Annotated in this window: 17 protein-coding genes and 1 pseudogene; 14 read left to right on the top strand and 4 right to left on the bottom strand. The window is 46.1% G+C overall.

Annotation, left to right across the window (positions count from 1 at the left end; translation table 11 throughout):
* Position 1: 1 nt before the first annotated feature.
* Positions 2-982, top strand: coding sequence for a hypothetical protein (locus tag AC0YN0_RS09160; protein WP_475820994.1), 981 nt, complete (start codon positions 2-4; stop codon positions 980-982).
* 2 nt (positions 983-984) lie between these two features.
* A complete protein-coding gene (locus tag AC0YN0_RS09165; protein ID WP_475820995.1) occupies positions 985-2,106 on the top strand; it encodes a glycosyltransferase family 2 protein in 1,122 nt (373 codons plus the stop codon).
* A gap of 21 nt (positions 2,107-2,127) precedes the next feature.
* On the opposite strand, the gene AC0YN0_RS09170 is transcribed toward AC0YN0_RS09165, so the two are convergent.
* A complete protein-coding gene (locus tag AC0YN0_RS09170) occupies positions 2,128-2,925 on the bottom strand; it encodes a sulfotransferase domain-containing protein (RefSeq protein ID WP_475820996.1) in 798 nt (265 codons plus the stop codon).
* Positions 2,926-3,135: 210 nt separating this feature from the next.
* On the opposite strand from AC0YN0_RS09170, the gene AC0YN0_RS09175 reads away from it, so the two are divergent.
* A complete protein-coding gene (locus AC0YN0_RS09175; RefSeq protein ID WP_475821881.1) occupies positions 3,136-3,879 on the top strand; it encodes a sulfotransferase in 744 nt (247 codons plus the stop codon).
* A gap of 51 nt (positions 3,880-3,930) precedes the next feature.
* Here AC0YN0_RS09175 and AC0YN0_RS09180 read toward each other — a convergent pair whose 3' ends face one another.
* On the bottom strand, positions 3,931-5,079 hold the full coding sequence (locus tag AC0YN0_RS09180) for a glycosyltransferase family 2 protein (protein WP_475820997.1): 1,149 nt from the start codon (positions 5,077-5,079) through the stop codon (positions 3,931-3,933).
* 247 nt (positions 5,080-5,326) lie between these two features.
* Here AC0YN0_RS09180 and AC0YN0_RS09185 point away from each other — a divergent pair.
* The 4 genes and pseudogenes from AC0YN0_RS09185 to AC0YN0_RS09200 form a co-directional block, all read left to right on the top strand.
* Positions 5,327-5,473 (top strand): annotated as a pseudogene (locus tag AC0YN0_RS09185) (LuxR C-terminal-related transcriptional regulator); the annotation flags it as partial.
* Between the two features lie 276 nt (positions 5,474-5,749).
* Entirely contained in the window at positions 5,750-6,958 is a 1,209-nt protein-coding gene (locus AC0YN0_RS09190) for a Kelch repeat-containing protein (RefSeq protein WP_475820998.1), read from the top strand.
* A gap of 669 nt (positions 6,959-7,627) precedes the next feature.
* Complete coding sequence (locus tag AC0YN0_RS09195) at positions 7,628-7,963, top strand: YolD-like family protein (RefSeq protein ID WP_475820999.1); 336 nt, start codon at positions 7,628-7,630, stop codon at positions 7,961-7,963.
* Positions 7,956-8,141: a hypothetical protein gene (locus AC0YN0_RS09200; protein WP_475821000.1), complete on the top strand. Its 186-nt coding sequence runs from the start codon at positions 7,956-7,958 to the stop codon at positions 8,139-8,141. Before AC0YN0_RS09195 ends, AC0YN0_RS09200 begins: the two co-directional genes overlap by 8 nt.
* Here AC0YN0_RS09200 and AC0YN0_RS09205 read toward each other — a convergent pair.
* Both AC0YN0_RS09205 and AC0YN0_RS09210 read right to left on the bottom strand, forming a co-directional pair.
* Positions 8,128-8,322: a hypothetical protein gene (locus tag AC0YN0_RS09205; protein WP_475821001.1), complete on the bottom strand. Its 195-nt coding sequence runs from the start codon at positions 8,320-8,322 to the stop codon at positions 8,128-8,130. The two genes, AC0YN0_RS09200 and AC0YN0_RS09205, sit on opposite strands and share 14 nt — an antisense overlap.
* A complete protein-coding gene (locus tag AC0YN0_RS09210) occupies positions 8,315-8,497 on the bottom strand; it encodes a hypothetical protein (protein WP_475821002.1) in 183 nt (60 codons plus the stop codon). The genes AC0YN0_RS09205 and AC0YN0_RS09210 overlap by 8 nt, the downstream gene beginning before the upstream one ends.
* Before the next feature lie 113 nt (positions 8,498-8,610).
* On the opposite strand from AC0YN0_RS09210, the gene AC0YN0_RS09215 reads away from it, so the two are divergent.
* From AC0YN0_RS09215 to AC0YN0_RS09245, 7 genes are all read left to right on the top strand, one after another.
* Complete coding sequence (locus tag AC0YN0_RS09215; protein ID WP_475821003.1) at positions 8,611-9,285, top strand: hypothetical protein; 675 nt, start codon at positions 8,611-8,613, stop codon at positions 9,283-9,285.
* Between the two features lie 431 nt (positions 9,286-9,716).
* Positions 9,717-10,583 (top strand): discoidin domain-containing protein, encoded by an 867-nt coding sequence (locus AC0YN0_RS09220; RefSeq protein ID WP_475821004.1) that lies wholly within the window; start codon positions 9,717-9,719, stop codon positions 10,581-10,583.
* A gap of 254 nt (positions 10,584-10,837) precedes the next feature.
* Complete coding sequence (locus tag AC0YN0_RS09225; RefSeq protein WP_475821005.1) at positions 10,838-11,380, top strand: hypothetical protein; 543 nt, start codon at positions 10,838-10,840, stop codon at positions 11,378-11,380.
* The gene (locus tag AC0YN0_RS09230) at positions 11,367-13,220 is read left to right on the top strand and encodes a phage terminase large subunit family protein (RefSeq protein WP_475821006.1); all 1,854 of its coding nucleotides are present in this window, start codon (positions 11,367-11,369) and stop codon (positions 13,218-13,220) included. The genes AC0YN0_RS09225 and AC0YN0_RS09230 overlap by 14 nt, the downstream gene beginning before the upstream one ends.
* Before the next feature lie 16 nt (positions 13,221-13,236).
* Positions 13,237-13,473: a DUF6148 family protein gene (locus AC0YN0_RS09235; protein WP_475821007.1), complete on the top strand. Its 237-nt coding sequence runs from the start codon at positions 13,237-13,239 to the stop codon at positions 13,471-13,473.
* A gap of 100 nt (positions 13,474-13,573) precedes the next feature.
* A complete protein-coding gene (locus tag AC0YN0_RS09240) occupies positions 13,574-15,112 on the top strand; it encodes a phage portal protein (RefSeq protein WP_475821008.1) in 1,539 nt (512 codons plus the stop codon).
* The gene (locus AC0YN0_RS09245; protein ID WP_475821009.1) at positions 15,105-16,220 is read left to right on the top strand and encodes a head maturation protease, ClpP-related; all 1,116 of its coding nucleotides are present in this window, start codon (positions 15,105-15,107) and stop codon (positions 16,218-16,220) included. The genes AC0YN0_RS09240 and AC0YN0_RS09245 overlap by 8 nt, the downstream gene beginning before the upstream one ends.

Consider the following 16,220-nt stretch of genomic DNA (forward strand, 5'->3'; position numbering starts at 1 on the left):
TATGATTTTTTGCAGCGTTACGACGAATAACCATCTTGGGTTAGCCGTTATGATGGCATGCTCCATTAAACAATATTATCCCGGAGCGAAAATCGTATTATGTCTGGTAGAAGAAAATAAATCCGTGCTGGCGCCTTATATGTCGCTTTTCGACGATGTCGTATTGGCTAAAAACCTCGGCTTTCCCCAATTCTACCGCCATATTTTCAAGCATAGCGAAATTGAAGGTCCGTGCTCTTGCAAGGCGAGATTGATGCAATATGCCTTTAATCGGTTTCCGCAAGAGAGCAAATATGTTTACACGGATACGGATCTGATGCTGTACGGCGATATTTCAGAACTTCTCGACGCATTGGACTATTATCCGATCATACTAACGCCGCATAACTTCCAACCGAAGCCGGCCGTTATCCGTCACGGGGTATTCAATGCAGGTTTGTTCGCCTTGCGCAAATCGCCTGCAGCCAATCGTTTTTTAAAGTGGTGGGCTCATAAGCTGGATACAAGTTGTTATTTGGATGTTGATAAAGGGCTGAATGCGGACCAGAAGTGGCTCGATTACGTACCACAATTATTCGGCGGCTATATATTTCCGCATCCAGGCTATAACGTGGGGCCTTGGAATTTGAATGAGCGCATCATTAGCATTTCGGATACGGGCACGTTTCTTGTGAACAGCCAGCCGCTCAAAGTGTTTCATTACTCCAGCGTCCTTAGGAATCCTGATTACGTAAGCTTCTTGCAGGAAGGGTACGAGAAAGCGCCGATCAGCGATGCAACGGTAATGCTCGTCAACGGGTATCTGCATGAGATTAGCCCGCTCAGAGGATATTATCAATTGCCTTGGAGCTATTCGTTTTTCCATTCCGGCAGGTCGGTCATGCTGAAAGCAAGGCATAAATTCAGATACCGTACTCGCCTTTTCCCCAAAGTGAAAAATCCTTATGCGAAATCAAACATGTTCTTTTTGAGGAGGAAATAACCGTGCCTGATGTAGGAATCGTTCTTCCGGTATACGTGCAAAGAAGAGATTATCTGCGCGCCGCCATTCGTTCGATCCGTAACCAGCTATACCGCAATTATAGGCTTGTCATCGTCATTGACGGGGTTACCCCAGCGGTGCAGCAAGTCGTGCGCATGGAGGCGAGACGGGATAAGCGGATTCACGTCATCGCCTACGCGCAAAATAGAGGCACCGAGCATGCCCTGAACGTCGGGTTCGACTACTTAAACCGAGTTCCGGGCATCCGGTACTTGACTTGGGTTGCCAGCGATAACATTTACCATAACAATTTCATTAAAGTGCTCAGAAGAAACTTGCGGCTTAGCCCGGATCATGTAGGGTTGGTCTACAGCAGCATGAAACTCATTCAAGGCACAGGCCAGTTTCTTGCCTATACGAATACTTGGCAGAATCAACCAAAGGAGAAGCTGCTCGACTATAACTTCATCTACGGATCGTTCATGTACAAGAAGAAGTATGCGGCAATGGCCGGCGTCTATGAGCATACACCGGTCGAGGACTACGATTTCTGGCTGAAGTTGGCGGAACATTGCAGCATTAAGTATGTGCCGAGGGCTTTGGTCACGTACCGGATGTTCGCTCCTCTCAGCAATTCGTTGAAGATTAAGACCGACCCTGCTTCATTCCGGTACAATCGTTACAAATATCAACTGGTCAAACATCTTGCGCGCATGAGGCGAGGAATCGCTCCCGAGACGAGCATCATCTATTCGGTGAACGGCTTTTCCGAACAAATGGTCAATAGGCTGGAAGAGCTGTTGAATCAGAATTATTCCAACTACCGCATTTACTTGATCGATACTTCTCCTGATGGAAGCGCGGCTCAAGCCTTAAGACTGATTCCGGATACTAGAATCGATTACGTGTCCATCCCGTCGGCCGGCGAGCACGAGGTACGGCAAGCGGCCATCAACTACGCGATTACTCCGTTCGTGCTGTTCTATTCGCTGGATGGAGCGACTTTGGAAGCGGGATATTTGGAGAACATGGCAGCCAATCTGCGATCTATGCCGTATATGGCAAGGGCAGATCAGATAGCCAACAACCAGCTTTATATGTCAGCCGCTCTTGCGGCAGTATAATTCGCAACAAGCCGCTTCCTGTCAGGAGCGGCTATCCTCATCGTCTGCGGGCATGTCGCTTTCGTATCCAAGATCTTGCAGCGTCTGCCCGTATCGAACCGTTAGCATTTTCATTTGTTCGTTCGTCAATCGCTGCTTCCATTCATGAACGATTCCTTTTCGCATAAAAGCGATATTTTTGTTCGTATCCTTATATTCTTCCCACTGATCCTGTTGGGCAAGCTCCAGCTTCTTCATATTGTCGAACGAAGACCAACGAATGGCGCGATAGATGTCTAATGCGCTTTTTTTGATGCCGAGAAACTTCATGATCTTCCTCGTTGTCCTGCCGGTATGCGAGTGAAGGTCTTCGTATTTTATGATAAGAACGCCGTTCTTGATCTCATCCTTGCGGTTAAGCCAGCCGTTCACGTGCTCGTCCCAATTGCCCGGCCATATTCCGCCCGCGCAGAAATGCTGCAGAAATTGATCAAAGCTTAAATCGTATTCCGGAACGGTTTTCTTATGATAGAAATAGAACGATATAGCCACATCGCGGACATCCCGAACGATATAAATCACTTTTGCGTATCTGCCGTCGAATTCGGAATGGCTTTTTACAATATAGGGATTACTGCTCTGGCTGGCTTTCTCCAGGTTGAAATCCGGATAATAAATAGATGTGGTCGTCCTATGGAAGTTGGTCCAATCCGTCGCCTGATCGAACAATAAGGATGAGAGCAGGAATCTGACCCAGGTGTTGCCCGATTTCGGATAGGATACGAGCATGACGACATTATCCGGAGAAAATTGATTGTTGGCATATTGATTGCTACTCATAGAATGAACCTCCTCTCTGATTCATATCTCAATCTATTATTTATTAAATGCTAGATTTGCCGTTCGGTGCTCGTCATGCCGTCCATTTTCGCTAAAGTGAGGCATTGAACACGGAAGCGGCGACTGCGCCGTTTCCCGGGGCATTTCATCTGCATAATATATCTGTAGAACAAGCATGAACATGTAGGAGAGGAGACAGCGGAATTGAACGTGATATTATCGGCGGCTACGCATCGATCGGGATCCACGCTCGTACAGCGCATACTGAACGCGAGGCCGCAGACATTGATTTGGGGAGAGCATCTGGGCGTTCTAAGCCAGTTTCACGCGATATACCAGAAAGTGCAGACGTTATCGGAGAAAGGGAAGTCGAGCCGGCAAGCCTACTTCCAAAGCGGAGAAAATCCGAACCAATGGCTAGCCTTAATGGCGCCGTCGCCAGAGTTCATTGAGAATGCGACGATTTCGTCGGTGCGGACATTCTTGGATCAGCTTTATCAACAAAACAAAGAAGGCCATGATATGATCGGCTTCAAGGAAGTCCGTTACGGCGCCAAGGAACTGACGATTCTGCAAAAATGTTATCCCGAGGCGAAGCTGCTCCTGCTCGTCCGCAATCCGCTCAAGGCATGGGAGAGCTATCCGAAATCATGGGGAGAATACAGCGGCGCGCTTCAATTCGCCAGACAGTGGAACAACAACGTGAACGATTATTTGGCAATGTCGAGAAGCAATCCGCAAGCCTTATTTATTCAATACGAGAAGCTGATTGCCAAGGAAGCGGATACCGTTGGCCGATTGACGGAGCTGGCTCAAATTACCAAAGAAGAGCTCAACGGGGTGCTCGCGCAGAAGATCCGAGGCTCGGTGCGCAAAAAAACGATTACGCCGAAGCAGGCTGCCGTCATTAGGCGAGTGTGTCGGAGGAATATGAAATTGCTTGGTTACTTGTAGCATAACGACGGAAAGGCCGCCCCTTGGGGGCGGCCTTTCCGTCGTTATGCGCTATCGCGAATTCCGGTAAAACGTCTGGAAGGAAATTTCGGCAAGCGATTGAATGGGGCGGGCATACGGAACATGGACCATCTGGCGGATGAGCTTGATCGTTTCTTCGAAATAGTCGATTTCGGCGGAGTAGTCGCCTCGGCCGTAGAATACAACATAAGGCGTCTGCACAAGCTCTAGTCCGCGATTGATTGCCTCGACGTACGATAAACCAGGATACGCGATGTAATCGATACGGGGATCGGGCATCTCCCCGAGTACGGGCATGGCGCTTGTGTCCGGCGTCAAGTCGAGAAGATAAATTTTTTGGTTCAAATAAACCTGCTCCAACAAGCTGTCGAGGCGATGCAGCGTTTCTTCGGAGGCGTCCTCGACCGGGAAGATAACGCTTGTTTCATACGGAATATTCCGCCTTGCCCGAGCTTCTTGCACGCATAGGTTAAGCAAGTATCGCTTCAAATAGTATTTTTTCTTCGAATTGCGCAATTCGAGGGAGTTGCTATGGGGCGACCGGACTCGGAAGTCCATCAGAATTCGCGGCACAAATATCATATCGGATACTTCGGTTAGCCGCAGGAAATAATCGTAATCTTCGACGGGAGTATAACGGTACTCGCCAACCTGCTTGGCATAACTTTTCTTGTAGAGGAACGCGTAACCGATGAAATAGGATTCGAGCAGCTTCTCTTTCGTTTGCTGGCTTTGCCATTGGACATACCCTTTCATCTTCTCGACGTCGACGGGAACTCTTTGGTAATGCATGACGAAGCGAAAGCTGGAGTGAACGAAGCCGACATTCGGAGGCGCGTTCTTCAAGTTTCGGCGGAGGATGCGGATGCAATTGGGGTAATAGTAGTTATCACTGGATACCCATGTCAAATATTTGATGCTGCGCATCTGTTTCAAGACGTTGAAGCCGACATTAAGCGCCGTGTCCGTACCTTGGTTCTGAGGTCTCGGGATAACTTGAACTCTGGCATCTCTTCGTGCAAAGTTTCTTGCAATCCGCAGCACGTTGGGCGTAACGCCGTCAATGACGATAATGAGCTTTATGTTCCGGTAGGTTTGTTTAAGAATGGAGCGTATTGCTTGCCTGAACAGCATACTGTCCTGCGTGTATACAGGCATGACTATCCCAACATCAGCCATAATGAAGAAGCACTCCCTCGTATCTTTTGATAGCATAGTATATTCGGTAGATTCTTATATGACACGGCATTATCCCAGTACGGCCGCTAGCCGCGGTACTCCTTTTCCACTCCAAATGCCTTGGAATGTCGACCGCCCATTTTATTTGATTGCCGCACCAATAAGACCCACCATTCATAAGATAAGTTGACTGTATCCCTTAACCTTGTTAAACCATAAAAACCCGAGCAAGGAGGGGTGACAAACTTTGAAGGGTAGCGACCATAAGAGCAAGTTTTTATTGACGCATCGTGAACGCGAGGTATTCGAGCTGTTGGTACAGGATAAGACAACGAGGGATATTGCACAGCAATTATTCATCAGCGAGAAAACCGTTCGCAACCATATTTCGAATGTAACGCGTTTTCAAACGCGTAAGATTTTCTTCATGAGTTTAGTTTGATGCAATTTTGATGCAAATGAAAAAAGAGCAGCGAGGATTAGTCCTCCTGCTTTTTTTATGTTCCGGTACTCAAAAACTTACTTGATATTTTATGGATGTCATTTTTCCATAAAATAAAAATTGGTTAATATTTCATTGTACTTTAAATGGAAATTTAATATAAGTCTATTAAATTTCTTTAAAAATAAATATGATTATATAACTAAATGATTGAGGGGAAGTATGTGTATGAAAAAAGTATTATTGATTATTATGGTAGCAACACTTTTTGTAGTTTTTAATCCTTTTTCTAAAGACAAAGTGAATGCAAGCTCAACGCATGTGTGGGAGATCCAAAATGATATGCCTATTAATCGAGCTGAATCAGGTGTAGTCGAAATAAATGGAAAACTGTATGTATTAGGTGGGTCAAATGGGTCAGGATCTTTTAGTGAAGTAGATGAGTACAATTTTAGTACTGGTTTATGGTCAAGAAAAACAAATATGCCTACAGCTAAATCAGCATTTGCAACAGCAGTTCATAACGGAAAAATCTATACTTTTGGCGGAATTACAGGAGGCCCCATTGTCAATTCAGGAACCCGATTGGATAAAGTAGAAGTATATGATCCTACTACGGATACATGGACAACGAAAACAAATATGCCTTCTGCAAGATATTGGACTAATGCTGCTACATTAGGTGATTTTATTTATGTAGTTGGCGGCATGACATCTAATGAAGGCCAAACGTCAGTAGTGTATAGATATAATCCTATTGAAGATTCTTGGGCAACTGTTGCTAATCTTACAACTCCATTACATGCTGCTGGTGTTACTGCTATAAATGGAAAGTTGTATGTGATTGGGGGAGGAGATATGACGAAATTATTTGATTACGTCCAAATTTATGACCCAATCGCTAATAGTTGGTCGGCAGGTGCACCAATGCCGACCAAAAGAGATATACTTGCTACCGCTGTTTATGAAAATAAGATATATGCGATTGGTGGATTAGAGGTACCAGATTCGTTATCGCCATCAACAACTGTAGAAGTCTATAACCCTGATTCAAATACTTGGTCTACTGAGGTTAGTTTAAATGTTGCAAGGTTTGATCAAACAGCAGTAACTTATAATAATAGTATTTATGTTTTTGGTGGAGCCGGTACGAATAAAGTTGAAAAATTAAGTCTTAAATCAAATAGTGGTAATGAAGATGGTGGCAATCGAGTACTTCTAACCATTTATCTTTCTGGTGGTTTAGTAAAAGAATATGATTTATCTTATTTGGAGTATGAAGGTTTTATTGCTTGGTATGATGGTTTTACTGAAGGTCAGGGGCAGTCAAGATATGGTTTTCAAAAAACTTGGAATATAGGGCCATTTAAACAACGCACCGAATTCGTTATCTATCATAAGATTGAGTCATTTGATGTTGATGAATATGAGGCATAAATACGTTTCTGAAATTGCGGTTTTTTGTATGGCGATTGCCAACTAAGAGTAGAAGGACAAAACGACATCGCATGTAGTTGATGCAATCGATGCCGGAGGTGATCCATCTATCTCGTCGCCTTACGCGCAGAATTCGCCCCAAACATACGTTTGTGCACTCCGTCGAATGTTCGGGTGCAAAAACCTACGAAGCGTTACAGAGAATTCTGGCGCGTCTGACGATGCAAGCTGGCCCCGCACTCTCGGATGGCAACCGAACAACAGTAGAGGAGGCAGTTGCCTTCGTCCTGGTGACACAGTTTGCGGCGCTTAATTGGGAATGGCCGTTGAGGACGATAGTCCGAGGCCGACGAAAGCCTCATTCCGAGGATGGCGCATTAGCGGTACGCGCATTGTATAAATTACTGCTCAATAAACTATTCCCAAGGAAGCCAACACATTGCGAGTGTGCTGAGCTTCCTTTTTCGTTACGCCGCTTCTGGCGATATGCGGAATTGTCATTTGACCGCATGTTGTTTCGGATTATCTCCTTCCAACTTCGACTACTGGGGCTAAGATGACGGCTCGTAGCGGCTGTGGCATGCCGAAGTAAATGTCACTTTTTATTCCTTGAATATCGAACGAATGTTCGCATATAATAAGGGCATCAATCTCGGAAGGTGATGTTCAATGGCGACACAGAGGAAGAAGCTTCACGGTAACGGAATGTGGGAATCATCGCGCATGATGCTGCCTGAACACGTCAATGAAATACGAACGCATGCGCACGAACGGAACCGGCGGCAGCGCATTGTTTTGGATGAACAGGAATGGGAAGACATTTCTCGAGTGATCGGGGAATCGCTGGAACAACGAACGCTAGTATCGATTCGGCTCTATCATCCGTTTGAAGAATTGGTGGTCGAGGGCGTTGTCGATCGAGTTGATCAAATGCGCCGGCGCTTTATGGTTGACGGAGAATGGTTCGAGATACGGGATGTCGAGGGCGCGCAGATCAGTGATTGATCGGGATCGCCTGCTAGCGGATCTCGAGGGAAGAGCGGAGCGGCTGCGGCGCAGAATCATTGCCGATGCGGAAAGCGAGCTGCTGCTCATGTGGGTAGCGAAGTGGACCGTGATCGTCGATTTGATTGACGAGCTCGAAGCTGGAGAATACGAAGAAAAGCCGCCTAGCGAACCTTGAATTCGCAGGCGGTTTTTACGTAGTGCATTCCGTTTATTGTTACGGTTAACTCGTCCTGCTGCTCAATCAGACCGCCATAGTCGATGATCTCGCCGTCTTGCCAAGCCATAACAGGCGTTTTGTTGAACATGGCGGCCGAGAGATGGGCGTCGGTGGATAAGGTGAAGCCGGATTTAAACATGATCAGGTTTCCAATCTTTTTGGAAATCCCATATAACATCAACAGCTGTGGATTTTTCTTCGATAACTCTTTCACAGGTTGGACATTTCGTGCTGAATTTTTCTTTCATAGGAAATTTACCTTCATAGGTTTTGGTGTAAGGATGACCGCAAGCACAGTTGCTTTGGTACTTCATTCCTATCTATCTCCCTTCTTTTGTTGTCTGATGTGTTTATTCTACAAAGTCAGAGGAATTTCCTTCCTATTGTCGAATTAATGCTATCAGCAAAAATCAGTAGGAGGGTTAGAATGAAATCATACTTACAAGGACTTTTTTACATCGCGATTTTCTTTGTTCCGTTGATGTATTTTGGTATCAATGATCAACCGACAGAAATGGGTATCGCACTTGCAGCGAGTGCTTTAGTGATCTTCTTTTTGAATTTAGAAAAGTTTTCACGGTTTAAAGCTGCAGGTATTGAAGCTGAGATGAAAGAAGTTCAAAAAGTAGTAGACGAGGCTCAAGCGACGTTGGAGCAATTAAAGGCTGTATCAATTCCATTGATTATCACGGTTTTAAGCAATTTGACAAATGAAGGGCGAATTTTCGGTGGGGGTATGGGGGATTCTTTTAAGCTAGAAATGGTTGATGAATTGGAAAAAGTGGCAAAGATGCTTGAACTTGATGACGAGAAACTAAACGAAGTACAACAAATGTTCTTTCAGATGCATATTTGGGATGAATATGATACTTTTAGCTATTCTTTTTCAAATTATCCTGAAGTTTCAGTTGCTCTTCGAAATTTATGTGTTAGAACATCGAGCGATTACCCGACGAGGGAACATTTACTTCAAATTTTACAGCCAATCATCGACGAAATTCCACATGAACTTGAGTTAATGGAGGATTATCTATTCTTTAAAGATGAGCATCGATATAGGCGGCCAGTATTAAGACCAAGAAGAAGAGCAGCGGGCGCATAGTGTAGAATAATTAGTATGCGGGCACGCTAGAATGAGTGAGAACGTATGTTTGGTTAGATAGATGGCTGAATTTGCCCTACATACGCATTTGACGCCTTTATATGGCAATCAGTATAATGGGCTTGTTCTTCCTCTATAGTAACTAAGTACGTATGCCTTTAAATACGTGCCCAGCACGAGGCGCATGAGCGAAGCGTTTATGCGTGTCCTCATCTTTACTGGTGGGGTTTTTAAATAACGATCGATGCATCATACGTGCTCTACATATACATGCAGCAGGCCACTCAAATATTGGGTGGCTTTTTATTATGGGAATATTTACATCAATGACTTTAACCTCTAATCATAATGTAAATATTTGTCGAATTACAGACTGTTTATTGCGGATAAGCCTTCGTATAATTGGCTTATTACAAATAGGAGATGATTTCATGAAGAAAAAGAGTTTTATTTTAGTATTTACAAGTTTGATTTTAGCGCTAGGGTTAATTTTGATTCCTTTTAAAAGTGAGGCAGCAATTCAATATTCGGACAACCTAATTCCTAATATGACATCTAGTACGACTCCATCCGGTGTTGCAAGCTCTAATATTGAACTGTCATATGGTTATTCACTACCGTTCACAGCATTCGACGGAAATTATTCCAATACAGTTGCTAGCGCTTGGACCTCAACTGAGATGAAAGCTTGGTTAAGATATGATTTTCCTATTCCAGAAATTGTAGCTCAATATGTTCTTTATTCACAAAATTCTGTTCCTCTACGCGCTCCCAAAAGCTGGACTTTCGAAGGATCAAATGATGGGACTAACTGGAGTGTGTTAGATACTCAATCGGATATAACTGGATGGGAAGATGGAAGTCCTAAAAAATTCGCCATTTCAAATACAACGTCTTACAATTATTATCGAATTAATATTACAGCTAACAATGGTGATCCAAGCTATCTATCTGTCGGTGAACTTCAGATGATGTCTAAAACTACAACGGATCCAGAGCCAACTCTAACACCGACGCCAACACTAGCACCTACATCGACACCGACACCCACGCAAGAGCCAAGTGGAGATCGTGCTATTGTGGTGATTACAATGGATACAGGTCTTGAAAAAGAATTTGATCTATCCATGATTGAAGTGAACGACTTCATCGCTTGGTACGAAACCAAGCAGCAAGCAGGAACTGGAACGGCATCATATGCTATTGATAAGCATGATAATAATAAGGGGCCGTTTAAAAGCCGTAAGGATTACGTGATCTTCGATAAGATTTTAACGTTCGAAGTAAGCGAATATTAATTAAGCAAACCCTTTAGATGAGTCACTCTTATTGAGTGGCTCTTTTTATATGGCTAAAACTTTTAATTTGGGTCCTTCTGAGCCCTGGGATAACTGCGGGTGCGCGTGAGCCCGAAATTTGCGCAGATTTATTTCAAAAAAATTACTTCCGCTTCCGATTCTGAGGCGCCATATATGTAGACTTTCATTTTTCGGCTTCATTAAATCCCGTGAAAAACGATTATCGAAAATAATATATAAAAAGCGGAAGTGAGGTGCTGGCGATAGCGAAGAAGAAAACGGAAGTAGATTTGATACAGGATCGTATTGTTCAAACCGGTGAATTGGCTGCTATCGTTGGTAAATCAGATCGTTGGATCAGGCAAATGACTACTGATGGCGTATTGAAACAAATCAGTAGAGGGAAATACAAGCTTGCTGAGGCGGTTCAGGCGTATATTGAGCACGCTTCTGGGGGCAAAGAGGACGATGGAAAGCCTCGTTTGGTCGATCATAAGACCGAGCATGAGCGCATTAAGACGGAGAAAGCGGCTCTGCAGCTCGCTCAAATGCGTGGAGAATTGCATGCAGCTGAGGATGTTGAGGCTGTTATGTCGGATATGCTTACTGCTTTCCGTCAAAAGATCCTAGCGATCCCAACTAAATTATCGCCGCAGCTGGTCGGGATCGAGGAAATCAACGTATTAAAAGGCCTCCTAACAAAAGAACTTCATGAAGCGCTATCCGAATTGTCCGATTATGATCCGGAAGCATTCCAAGAGGGCGGCGGGGGAGCTGATCCGCATGGCGAAGCCTAATCAGCGAACAATCCAATTATTTCGGTCGATCGTTTCGGTCGTTGCCCCTCCTCCAGTCCTTAAGGTTTCAGAATGGGCAGATGAACATCGCAGATTGTCCTCTGAATCCTCAGCAGAGCCGGGGCAATGGAGGACAGATCGAGCTCCTTACATGCGAGTAATCATGGACTGCATGAGTGATGAAGAGGTCGAGACGATCGTCATGCAGTCCTCCGCGCAAGTCGGGAAGACGGAGTTGCTGCTGAACATAGTTGGCTATCATATCCATCAAGATCCAGCGCCGACAATGCTAGTTCAACCAACGCTGGATTTAGCTGAGGCATTCAGCAAGGATAGGTTGGCTCCGATGTTGCGAGATACGCCGGCCTTAAGAGACAAGGTCCGAACGAAGTCAAGAGACGGCGGGAATACTTTACTCTACAAATCGTTTCCAGGTGGACACATTACTTTATCTGGTGCGAATTCACCTTCATCCCTTGCGAGCCGCCCTATTCGGATTGTGCTTGCGGATGAAATCGACCGATATCCAGTGTCGGCAGGAACTGAAGGCGATCCCGTCGAGCTGGTAACGAAGCGGACAACAACCTTCTTCAATCGAAAACGTATCCTCGTGAGCACGCCAACGATCAAAGGACTATCGCGAATCGAGGAATTTTACGAGGATAGCAGTAAGGAGCAGTGGTGCTTGCCTTGCCCGAGCTGCTATGAGAGGCAACCGCTATCGTGGCCGCAGGTTAGATATGATTATGACAAAAGCGTCAAGCGTTGCATCTCGGTTAATATGGCCTGTAAGAATTGTGGAGTACTCCATAGTGAACGCGAATGGAAAGCCGGCCAAGGCGAATGGATTGCTCGAAACGAGAATAAGAAGGTCCGCGGCTTCCATCTAAACGAGCTCGCTTCACCTTGGAAACGTTGGAATCAAATCGTTGAGGAGTTTGTAACTGCCGATCGTGGAGGACCTGAGAAACTTAAGGTTTGGGTTAACACTTCACTAGGGGAAACGTGGGAGGAGCGCGGCACAGGTGTTGATGCGGACGATCTTGTTAAACGTCGAGAACGTTATGAGGCTGAGGTTCCGGATGATGTGTTGCTTCTTACTTGCGGCGTTGACGTGCAGGATAATCGGCTTGAATATGAAATCGTAGGTTGGGGCGCTGAAGCCGAAAGCTGGGGCGTCCGTTATGGTGTGATAATGGGTAATCCCGGGCAAAGTCACGTTTGGGATATGCTCGACGAACGGGTTATTAACGCAAGTTTCAAGCGTGCTGACGGCGAAGAAATGCGTGTTATTTCAACTGCTATCGATACCGGTGGCCATTACACGAAGGAAGTCTATAAATACTGCAGGAAGCGTGAGCTCCAGCGAGTGTGGGCGATCAAGGGTAAAGGCGGCAGCGGTATCCCGTTAATCATCAAGCCTAAACGGAAGAACGACGCGGGGGTATGGCTATTCAATATCGGTGTCGACGTTGGAAAGGACACGTTATCCTCGCGCCTCTCCATTCAATATCACGGCGCCGGCTTCTGCCATTTCCCTGAAGACGATAAAACAGGATACGATGAAGCTTATTTCCCAGGCTTGACCTCAGAACATCGCGTTATGCGGTATATGAAGGGTCGGCCTTCTTTTCATTGGGAGAAGAAACTGGCCGGCAGCCGGAACGAACCGCTCGACTGCCGCAATTACGCAGGTGTCGCACTCGAGATAATAGGCGGAGAGCCAACGATTGAAGCCTTGTTTCAACGGCGGGAGCGGCTGCTGGGAACTGCACCTGCAGAGAACAACAACAAGTCTGCTGCACGACGTAAAGGTGTCGTTAATAAAGGAATCGGTTGAGAAGGGGGAACATTCATTGTCTGATAAATTGCTCGAACTGAAGCAACGCCGGCTCTTATATTTGGAATGTGAGACTGCAATTCTGACCGGCGCACAAAGCTATGCGATCGGCGGACGTAACATGACGAGAGCAAATCTCGCTGAGATCACAGGGATGCTGAAACAATTGGAGAAAGACATTGCCGCTGAAGAGGGACGGTTGACGGGCCGTGGACGTAACCGAGTTTTTGGAGTGATTCCGCGTGACTTCTAAACGCGATGGATGAGGGGAGGTGTTTCTAATTAATTTGACGGATAGAGTCATAAGTTTTTTTAATCCCGAGGCTGGAATGCGGCGTGTAGCGGCTCGCGAAGTGACAAAGGTTTTAAACGGGTATGATCAAGGCGGCGCCAGCCATCAGAAGAAAAGCATGCGCGGATGGATCGCAAACCCGTTGAACCCCAAAGACGACATTGATCGTAGTCTTGATACGCTTCGCGGTCGTGCGCGGGATCTGTTTATGAACAGCCCGATAGGAGCTGCAGCTTTGAGAACGGCTAGGACTAATGTAATTGGTCCAGGTCTCCGGCTTAAATCGAGAATCGATGCTGATGCTTTAGGGCTTTCTGAAGAGAAAGCCGATGAATGGTGCGGCAAAGTAGAAAAGGAATTCGCTCTGTGGGCCGAATCAAAGCACTCGGACGCAATTCGAATGAATGATTTCTATGATCAGCAAGGAATCGCCTTCCTTGGGATGCTGATGAACGGTGATTCCTTCGCATTGTTCCGACAAAGCAAACGAGAACCGTGGATGCCTTACGGCTTACGATTGCATCTGATCGAAGCTGATAGAATCAGTACACCGATGACACGGGGAGTACTTGGTGATTCCGTAGAAGGTAAGGCTGCTAATGGGAATCGGATTATCTCCGGTGTCGAGGTCGATGCTAACGGGGCGCTGGTTGCCTATCACATCGCTAATAGCTATGCAACAGACCTAACTGCTAATCAATTACGTGATTGGGTCAGGATCGAGGCGTATGGGGCTCGTACGGGCAGTCCGAACATTCTCCATCTTATGGACACGGAGCGCGCTGAACAGCGGAGAGGAGTCCCATTCCTTGCGCCTGTTATCGAGACGTTGAAACAAATCACGAGGTACACAGAAGCGGAGCTGATGGCAAGCGTAATTGCCGGCATGTTCACCGTATTCATCAAGTCACAAGGTCCAACATCTGATAATCCCTTTGGGTCAATGATTGCCCCTGAACAGCAGGTTGCGGCAAGTGATCCTAATGCTTATGAGTTGGGAGTCGGCGCGATAAATGTTCTTGAGCCAGGCGAGGAGGTTGAGATCGCTAACCCCGGTCGCCCGAACGCTAACTTTGATCCATTCGTTAGCGCACTGTGCCGCTATATTGGAGCAGCATTAGAGATTCCGTATGAGTTGCTGCTAAAGTCGTTTCAGTCGTCTTATTCTGCTTCTCGCGCCGCTCTATTGGAGGCGTGGAAAATGTTCCGCATGCGTCGTCAATGGACGGCGAAAGAATTCTGTCAGCCAATCTACGAGGAATGGTTGGCTGAAGCTATAGCACTCGGTCGCATCCGCGCACCGGGTTATTTTAATGACCCAGCTATTCGTAAAGCGTGGTCGAAAGCTGAGTGGAATGGTCCTGCACCTGGTCAACTTGATCCTGTTAAGGAAGCTAATGCGGCAGGTTTGCGAATTGATCTTGGACTAAGCACTCATGAGCGTGAAGCGATCGAGACCAATGGCAGCGACTTCTGGACGAATGTCCAGCAACTTAAGGTAGAGAAGAAAGTTCTTTCGGATGCTGGCGTTTCAGCAGTTCCGGCACAAGAGCCCAAACCGGTAGACCCTGAAGAGGAGGTGAAAAAAGAAGATGAATAAGTTTTGGCAGTTTAATAGCTTAGGCCCACTTTCGGGCGAGCTCGTTTTATATGGCGATATTCGTTCCGAAAAGCCTTGGTGGAGCGAAGGTGACGACGGCATTTACTCTCGTCAGTTTAGTAAGGATCTCAAGGATCTTGGCGCCGTGAGTGACTTAACCGTCCGTGTTAATTCTAGGGGCGGTGATGTTTCAGCTGCCACAGCTATTTATTCGCAGCTAAAGAGTCACGCAGCCAACGTCACCGTTATTATCGATGGCATGGCAGCAAGCGCTGCGACAATTATTATGATGGCGGCGGATACTGTTAAGGCTCCGGCAGCTGCGCAAGTCATGATTCATGATCCATTGTTAATGCTCTATGGAATGTACAATGCCGAGGATATGGACAAGATGAAAGCCATCCTCGAGACATCCAAGAATAGCATCATGAATGCCTACGTTAACAAGACTGGCCGCGATCGAGCGGAATTGTCGGCGATGATGACGCAAGAAAAGTGGATGACGGCGGAAGAGGCAAAGGCTGAAGGCTTTGTCGATGAGATTATGTTCGAGGAGAAGGTCGAGGCATCCATAACCAACGATAATCGATTCTTGGTTGTCAACTCGGTCGCTCACGACATGTCACAATTTTCAAGTCGTCCGAATCTAGGGGCTAAGACAGCTCCTGCAATTTCATTTCCCGTAATCCCATTAATTCAGAACAAACCGAAGGAGCGTGAAACAGCTTTGGAAATCAAAAACGTTGAAGACTTAAAGAAACACTACCCTGACATTTACAATCAGGTAGTTGCGGCTGCCACTACTGCAGAGCGAGATCGAATGAAGTCAATCGAGGAAATCTCGGCAAACATAGCTGATGAACTGGTAGCATCTGCGAAGTACGAACAACCAATCAATGCTGCAGAACTTGCGTTAGCCGCGATGAAGTCGGATGCTGGCAAGGGAATTAAGCACTTGGAGAACCGTCAGCAAGAGCTTCAGCAGAACACGACGGTCAATTCGCAAACTCCTCCAGGTGAGGAAGAGAAGAAAAAACAAGAAGAAGCGCAAAACATCGATCTTATTGCAGCAGCAATCAATGCGGGCCGCGGAACGGAGGGTAAGTAA

The sequence above is a fragment of the Paenibacillus sp. J22P218 genome (genome assembly GCF_056269195.1).